Source organism: Pseudomonas sp. 2VD (genome assembly GCF_005503585.1).
GTDB classification, from domain to species: Bacteria; Pseudomonadota; Gammaproteobacteria; order Pseudomonadales; family Pseudomonadaceae; genus Pseudomonas; species Pseudomonas aeruginosa.
In genome coordinates this window covers 1-6,785 of sequence record NZ_SCND01000325.1, presented here as the reverse complement: position 1 = coordinate 6,785, position 6,785 = coordinate 1, and the positions used below count along the sequence as shown (strand labels likewise).

The window sequence follows — 6,785 nt, the reverse complement described above, 5'->3', positions numbered from 1 at the left end:
GCGGCGGATGCAGCCGGGCCTGTTCCGCGACGGCGACTACCTGCCCCTGGAGGTCAGCGGCGAGCATGCCGAGCGGGTCCTGGCCTTCGCCCGGCGCAGTCGTCACGGTTGCCTGCTGGTGGTGGTCCCGCGCCTGGCCTGCGCCCTGCTCGGCCACGCCACGCAGCCGCAGGTGCCGGCCGAGGCCTGGGGCGACACCTGCCTGCTGCTGCCGCCGAGTCTCTCCGAATGCACCTACAGCGGCCTGTTTTCCACCATGCCGCTGCCCAGCGACGGGCACCTGAGCCTGTCCGAAGTGCTCGCCGACTTTCCCGTCAACCTGCTTTACCGCCTCGCCCAGGAGGAGACCCCATGAGCGCCGACGAAAAACGCATACGAGAGTTCGCCTACCAGATCTGGGAATCCGAGGGCTGCCCCGACGGCCAGGCCGAACGCCACTGGGCCATGGCCCGGCAACTGGCCGAAGCGGAAGCCGCCGCGGCGGCACCGAAGAAGACCCGCGGTCGGGCCAAGGCCGCCAAGGAAACCCCGGCCCTGCTGCAAGCGCCGGCCGCCAAGCCGCGCAAGCCGAGGGCCACGTCCCCGGCGCGGCCCGCCAGCGAAAAACCGGCGGCGGCCAAGCCGCGCAGCCGCCGCAAGCCCGAAGCGGGCGAATGAGGAGTCCAGTGCATGAGCAGAAAGCGTAGCCCCGCCCCTTCGCGGATCAGCGAAGGGCACCCCTTCCCCCTTGGCGCCACCTGGGACGGCCTCGGCGTCAATTTCGCGCTGTTCTCGGCCCACGCGACCAAGGTCGAGCTGTGCCTGTTCGACGCGCGCGGGGAAAAGGAGATCGAGCGCATCGAATTGCCCGAGTACACCGACGAGATCTGGCACGGCTACCTGCCCGACGCCCACCCGGGGCAGATCTACGGCTACCGGGTGCACGGTCCCTACGAGCCGGATGCCGGCCACCGCTTCAATCCCAACAAATTGCTCCTCGATCCCTACGCCAAGCAGTTGGTCGGCCGCCTGCGCTGGTCCGAGGCGTTGTTCGGCTACACCATCGGTTCGGCCGACGCCGACCTCAGCTTCGACGAGCGCGACAGCGCGCCCTTCGTGCCCAAGTCTAAGGTCATCGATCCGGCCTTCACCTGGGCCGAGCGCCCGCCGGTACGCGTCCCCTGGGACCGCACGGTGATCTACGAAGCCCACCTGCGCGGGCTCAGCATGCGCCATCCGCAGGTCCCGGAGGCGGTTCGCGGGACCTTCGCCGGGCTGATGAACGCCGACCTGCTGGCGCACATCCGCCGGCTCGGGGTGACCAGCGTCGAGCTGCTGCCGATCCACGGCTTCGTCGACGACAAGCACCTGCTGGAAAACGGCATGAGCAACTACTGGGGCTACAACAGCATCGCCTTCTTCGCCCCGCACCCGGCCTACCTCGCCAGCGGCCAGGTCAACGAGTTCAAGGAGATGGTCGCGCACCTCCACGACGCCGGGCTGGAGCTGATCCTCGACGTGGTCTACAACCACACCGCGGAAGGCAACGAGCTGGGTCCGACCCTGTGCATGCGTGGCATCGACAACGCCTCGTACTACCGCCTGATGCCCGACCAGCGCCGCTACTACATCAACGATTCCGGCACCGGCAACACCCTCGACCTCAGCCACCCCTGCGTGTTGCAGATGGTCACCGACTCGCTGCGCTACTGGGCCACAGAGATGCGCGTGGACGGCTTCCGCTTCGACCTGGCGACCATCCTCGGCCGCCATCCGGACGGTTTCGACGAGCGCCACGGCTTCCTCGTCGCCTGCCGCCAGGACCCGGTGCTGAGCAAGTGCAAGCTGATCGCCGAACCCTGGGATTGCGGCCCCGGCGGCTACCAGGTAGGCGGCTTCCCGCCCGGCTGGGCGGAATGGAACGACCGTTTCCGCGATTGCGTGCGCGCCTACTGGCGCGGCGACGACGGCATGCTGCCGGAACTGGCGCGACGCCTAACCGCCTCCGGCGATCTCTACGACCAGCGTGGACGGCGGCCCTACGCGTCGGTGAACTTCGTCACCGCCCACGACGGTTTCACCCTGCGCGACGTGGTTTCCTACGATCACAAGCACAACGAGGCCAACGGCGAGAACAACGCCGACGGCAGCGACCACAACCTGTCCTGGAACCACGGCTGCGAGGGCCCCACCGACGACCCGGAGATCCGCGCCCTGCGCCTGCGCCAGATGCGCAACCTGCTGTCCACCCTGCTGCTGTCCCAGGGCACCCCGATGCTGGTCGCCGGCGACGAGTTCAGCCGCACCCAGCAGGGCAACAACAATGTCTATTGCCAGGACAACGAACTGGGCTGGATCGACTGGCGGCTGGACGACGAGGGCCGTTCGCTGCTGGCCTTCACCCAGCGCCTGCTGGCCCTGCGCCAACGCTATCCGATCCTGCGCAGGGGGCGCTTCCTGGTCGGCGAGTACAACGAGGCGCTGGGGGTCAAGGACGTCACCTGGCTGGCGCCCGGCGGCGAGGAGATGACCGAGGAACACTGGCACGACGAGCACGCCCGCTGTCTCGGCGTGCTCCTCGATGGCCGCGCGCAACCCACCGGGATCCTGCGCAGCGGTGAGGATGCCACCCTGCTGCTGATCCTCAATGCCTACCACGACGCGGTGTCCTTCCGTCTTCCCGAGGTGGCCGAAGGCAGCGGCTGGTCCTGCCTGCTGGATACCCAGCGGCCGGAGGACCCGCTCGGCGAACGCTACCCGTTCGCCAGCGAGTTCCTGGTCGGCGGCCGCAGTTTCCTGCTGTTCGAGCTACAACCGCCGGGCGCCGGAGCGGAAGGATGAACGGCGGGGAAAAAAGCTGAACCGCCCCCGGCACCTCCAGTCGGAACCTTTAGGTGCCGCACGCGGCGCCTGCACATCCACCCTACACAGGAGGACAGCATGAAGATCAGCGACATCATGACCCGCAACGTCCAGGTCGCCGACCCGCAGCAGAGCATCCGCGAGGCGGCCGCCACCATGGCGAGGATCGACAGCGGCGCCCTGCTGGTCGGCGAAGGCGACCGCCTGGTCGGGATGATCACCGATCGCGACATCGCCATCCGCGCGGTGGCCGGCGGCCTGTCCGGGGATACCCCGCTGGGCCGCATCATGAGCGGCGACATCCACTATTGCTTCGAAGACGAAGACGTCCAGCACGTGGCCCGCAACATGGCCGACATCCAGATGCGCCGCCTGCCGGTGCTCAACCGCGAGAAGCGGCTGGTCGGCGTGGTTTCCCTGGGCAACATCGCCAGCTGCCGCGACCAGGCCTCCAGCGCCACCGTCCTGCAGGGCGTCGCCCAGGCCCACTACTGAGCCTTTCTTCCACCCGGCCCGCCTTTGCCGTTCCGGCCGAGGCCGGGCCCCAACCGGGAGAACGCCATGAAAGCCGTGGTATTCCATGACATCGGCGACATCCGCCTGGAAGACGTGGCGGAGCCGCGCCTGCAGGAACCCACCGACGCCATCGTGCGGCTGACCGCCTCGGCGATCTGCGGCACCGACCTGCACTTCGTCCGTGGCAGCGTCGGCGGCATGCGTCCGGGAACCATCCTCGGCCATGAGGGCGTGGGCATCGTCGAGGCGCTCGGCGACGAAGTGCGCAACCTGCAGGTCGGCGACCGGGTGGTGATTCCCTCGACCATCGCCTGCGGCAATTGCGTGTATTGCCGAGCCGGCTACTACGCCCAGTGCGACGTCGCCAACCCCGGCGGCAGCCAGGCCGGCACCGCGTTCTTCGGCGGTCCCCGGGCCAACGGCGGCTTCCATGGGCTGCAAGCCGAGAAAGCGCGGATTCCCTATGCCAACATCGGCCTGATCCGCCTGCCCAGCAGCATCAGCGACGACCAGGCGATACTCCTGTCGGACATCTTCCCCACCGGTTACTTCGGCGCCGAACTGGCCGGTATCGCCCCCGGCAACACCGTCGCCGTGTTCGGCTGCGGTCCGGTCGGCCAGTTCGCCATCGCCAGCGCGTTGCTCCTCGGCGCCGCCCGGGTGTTCGCCATCGACCGCCACCCGGACCGCCTGCACATGGCCCGCCAGCAAGGCGCCGAAGTGATCGACTTCGAGCGCGAGGATCCGGTCCAGGCCCTGCGCTGGCTGACCGCCGGGATCGGCGTGGACCGCGCCATCGACGCCGTCGGCGTGGACGCCGAGCACAGCCATGGCACCGCCACCCCGGCGCCGCGCCAGGAGGGCACCAGCTGGAGTCCCGGCAACGCCCCCGCACAGGCCCTGGAGTGGGCGGTGCAGGGCCTGGCCAAGGCCGGCACCCTGTCGATCATCGGCGTCTACGCCGAAGACTCGCGGCAGTTTCCCATCGGCCTGGCGATGAACCGCAACCTGACCATCCGCATGGGCAACTGCCACCATCGCAAGTACATTCCGCTGCTGCTCGAACATGTGCTCAGCGGACGCATCGACCCGGCGAAGATCCTCACCCAGGTGAAGCCGATCGGCGACGCCATCGAGGCCTTCGAAGCCTTCGACCGCCGCGAGACCGGCTGGATCAAGGTCGAACTGGTGCCGCAGAAGCGCCAGGTCGAGGGCAGCGAGGAACGCCTCGACGAACGCGCGGTGGACGAACTGGCGCGCCGGCCGACGCCGGAAAGCGGCGCCCGGGGGTGATGCATGAGCGCACCGGCACGCCTGCGCATCGGCATTTCCGGCTGGCGCTACGCCCCCTGGAGAGGTGACTTCTATCCCGAGGGGCTGCGCCAGAAGGACGAACTGCGCTTCGCCTCGCGGGCGGTGAACAGCATCGAGATCAACGGCACCTTCTACGCCCTGCAGACGCCCGAGCGCTTCCGCGGCTGGGCCGAGGACACCCCCGAGGACTTCGTTTTCAGCGTCAAGGCCCCGCGTTACATCACCCACGTGCGGCGCCTGCGCGAGATCGACGAGCCGCTGGCGAACTTCTTCGCCTCCGGCCCCCTCGCCCTGCGCCAGCGCCTCGGCCCGTTCCTCTGGCAGTTCCCGCCTAGCATGCGCTTCGACCGCGAGCTGTTCGCCGATTTCCTCGCCCGCCTGCCGCGCGACGGCGCCGCCGCGCAGAAGCTCGCCCGGCACAGCGCCGCGCGCCTGCACCGCGAGGGCTACCTCGACGGCGATCCGGCGCAGCGCCTGCGGCATGCCGTGGAAATCCGCCATGAGAGCTTCGTCGACCCGACGTTCATCGAGCTGCTGCGCGAATACCGGGTGGCCCTGGTGGTGGCCGATACCGCCGGCAAGTGGCCGCTGCTCGGCGACGTCTGCGCCGACTTCCTCTACCTGCGCCTGCACGGCGACAAGGAGCTGTACCGCAGCGGCTATTCGGAAGCGGCCCTGGGCCAGTGGCAGGCACGGATCCGCGCCTGGGCCGGCGGCGGCCAGGCCGACGACCTGCGCCGGGCCAGCCAGGACGCACCGGCGAAGGCGACGGCGCGCGACCTGTACTGCTACTTCGACAACGACGTCAAGGTGCGCGCCCCCTACGACGCCCGGCGCCTCCTGCAGCTGCTGGAACTCGACGGCAGCCTGCGCACGGTGCCCGGACAGTTGCCCGAGGACCTGCGGGAGAGTGCCGCATGATCCTGCCGCGCCTGCAGGTGCTGACGGTGAACACCCACAAGGGTTTCAACCCGTTCAATCGGCGCTTCATCCTGCCGGAGTTGCGCGAAGCGGTGCGCAGCGTCGGTGCCGACCTGGTGTTCCTCCAGGAGGTCCTCGGCTCCCATAGCCTGCACGCCGCGCGCCTGCCGTCCTGGCCGCCGGCGCCGCAATACGAGTATCTGGCCGACAGCATGTGGCCGCAGTTCGCCTACGGGCGCAACGCGGTGTATCCCGAAGGCCACCATGGCAATGCCGTGCTCTCCAAGCATCCGATCCTCGCCCACCGCAACCTCGACGTCTCGGTGGCGGGCAACGAGGAACGCGGCCTGTTGCATGCGGTGATCGACATCGGCCGTCCGCTGCACGCGGTCTGCGTGCACCTGGGATTGCGCGAGGCGCAGCGCCAGCGCCAGTTGCAACTGCTCTGCGAGCTGGTGGCGGGCCTGCCGGAGCGCGAGCCGGTGGTGGTCGCCGGCGACTTCAACGACTGGCGCCAGCGCGCCGACCGCCTGCTCGCTGGTTGCGGCCTGCGCGAAGTCTTCGTCGGCGCCCAGGGCCGGCCGGCGCGCAGCTTCCCGGCGCGCTGGCCGGTGCTGCCGCTGGACCGCATCTACCTGCGCAATGCCCGCGGGCGCCAGCCGCGCATCCTCTCGCGGCGGCCCTGGTCGCACCTGTCCGACCACCTGCCGCTGGCGGTGGAGGTGGAGCCATGAACTTCCCCTGGCGCGACGGCAACCGCGTAGAACTGCTGATCAACGGCGAAGAGTACTTTCCGCGCCTGTTCCAGTGCATCGCCGAGGCGCGCCGGGAGATCCTCCTGGAAACCTTCATCATCTTCGAGGACGAGGTCGGCCGGCAGTTGCAGGAAGCCCTCAGCGCCGCCGCCGAGCGCGGTGTCGAGGTACAGGTAACGGTGGACGGCTACGGCACCGCCTCGCTCAGCACGGACTACCTGGCCAGGCTCACCGCCGCCGGGGTTCGCGTGCACCTGTTCGACCCGCGCCCGCGCCTGCTCGGCATGCGTACCAACCTGTTTCGCCGGTTGCACCGCAAGCTGGTGGTGATCGATCGCCGGCAGGCCTTCGTCGGCGGCATCAACTACGGCGAGGACCACCTGGTGCGTCGCGGCAACATGGCCAAGCAGGACTACGCGGTGCGCGTCGAGGGTCCGG

Annotated in this window: 7 protein-coding genes and 1 pseudogene; all 8 read left to right on the top strand. The window is 69.3% G+C overall.

Annotated elements, in window-relative coordinates; all coding sequences use genetic code 11:
• A pseudogene (locus FFS27_RS25875) lies at positions 1-355 on the top strand (malto-oligosyltrehalose synthase); the annotation flags it as partial.
• Entirely contained in the window at positions 352-657 is a 306-nt protein-coding gene (locus tag FFS27_RS25870) for a DUF2934 domain-containing protein (protein WP_003088948.1), read from the top strand. The pseudogene FFS27_RS25875 and the gene FFS27_RS25870, both read left to right, overlap by 4 nt.
• A gap of 12 nt (positions 658-669) precedes the next feature.
• A complete protein-coding gene (gene glgX / locus FFS27_RS25865) occupies positions 670-2,820 on the top strand; it encodes a glycogen debranching protein GlgX (protein WP_003132147.1) in 2,151 nt (716 codons plus the stop codon).
• A 99-nt stretch (positions 2,821-2,919) separates the two neighbouring features.
• Positions 2,920-3,336, top strand: coding sequence for a CBS domain-containing protein (locus tag FFS27_RS25855; protein WP_003088942.1), 417 nt, complete (start codon positions 2,920-2,922; stop codon positions 3,334-3,336).
• Between the two features lie 66 nt (positions 3,337-3,402).
• Positions 3,403-4,650, top strand: coding sequence for a zinc-dependent alcohol dehydrogenase (locus FFS27_RS25850; protein WP_003088939.1), 1,248 nt, complete (start codon positions 3,403-3,405; stop codon positions 4,648-4,650).
• Positions 4,651-4,653: 3 nt separating this feature from the next.
• The gene (locus FFS27_RS25845) at positions 4,654-5,592 is read left to right on the top strand and encodes a DUF72 domain-containing protein (protein WP_023101284.1); all 939 of its coding nucleotides are present in this window, start codon (positions 4,654-4,656) and stop codon (positions 5,590-5,592) included.
• Entirely contained in the window at positions 5,589-6,326 is a 738-nt protein-coding gene (locus FFS27_RS25840) for an endonuclease/exonuclease/phosphatase family protein (protein ID WP_003113649.1), read from the top strand. The genes FFS27_RS25845 and FFS27_RS25840 overlap by 4 nt, the downstream gene beginning before the upstream one ends.
• Positions 6,323-6,785: phospholipase D-like domain-containing protein (locus FFS27_RS25835; RefSeq protein WP_256659641.1), on the top strand; the 463-nt coding region annotated here is incomplete at its 3' end. The genes FFS27_RS25840 and FFS27_RS25835, both read left to right, overlap by 4 nt.

Excerpts from the sequence above, each read along its gene's own strand:
- FFS27_RS25840 (WP_003113649.1), top strand. The coding sequence starts at position 5,589 with ATGATCCTGCCGCGCCTGCAGGTGCTGACGGTGAACACCCACAAGGGT.
- FFS27_RS25855 (WP_003088942.1), top strand. The coding sequence starts at position 2,920 with ATGAAGATCAGCGACATCATGACCCGCAACGTCCAGGTCGCCGACCCG.
- FFS27_RS25870 (WP_003088948.1), top strand. The coding sequence starts at position 352 with ATGAGCGCCGACGAAAAACGCATACGAGAGTTCGCCTACCAGATCTGG.
- FFS27_RS25850 (WP_003088939.1), top strand. The coding sequence starts at position 3,403 with ATGAAAGCCGTGGTATTCCATGACATCGGCGACATCCGCCTGGAAGAC.
- glgX (WP_003132147.1), top strand. The coding sequence starts at position 670 with ATGAGCAGAAAGCGTAGCCCCGCCCCTTCGCGGATCAGCGAAGGGCAC.
- FFS27_RS25845 (WP_023101284.1), top strand. The coding sequence starts at position 4,654 with ATGAGCGCACCGGCACGCCTGCGCATCGGCATTTCCGGCTGGCGCTAC.